General features: G+C 32.6%; 1 pseudogene. It reads right to left on the reverse strand.

The features are described 5' to 3' along the window. Nucleotides 1-248: pseudogene (locus Q5762_RS37640) on the reverse strand (hypothetical protein); the annotation flags it as partial. Between the last annotated feature and the right edge of the window lie 77 nt (nucleotides 249-325).

The raw sequence follows: 325 nt of genomic DNA on the forward strand, positions 1-325 counted from the left end.
GATATTTCTTTATCTTTTTTTGGTCGATTTTTAGCCGGTTCTTTAGTCGATTTTTGGTCGTTGTTTGGTCGATTTTTAGTTAGCCTATTTTTTATAAACCTTTGTTCTTCAAGGTTTAAGACAATATCACCACTAGAGTTTTTTAGTCGATTTTTAGTCGGCAAAAACTTTACGTGATATTGTATTGTTTGCTTTATAAACCCTAACTCCTCAGCAAGTTCTTTTATGGTTTTTAAATCTTCACTCATGCTTTACCCTCTATTTTTTTCAATAGGTCTGCCATATTTTCTATCTCACTTCCTCTAACTGTTGGGAGGTATTGTTC

The organism is Streptomyces sp. P9(2023), assembly GCF_032436795.1.
Taxonomy (GTDB): Bacteria; Actinomycetota; Actinomycetes; order Streptomycetales; family Streptomycetaceae; genus Streptomyces.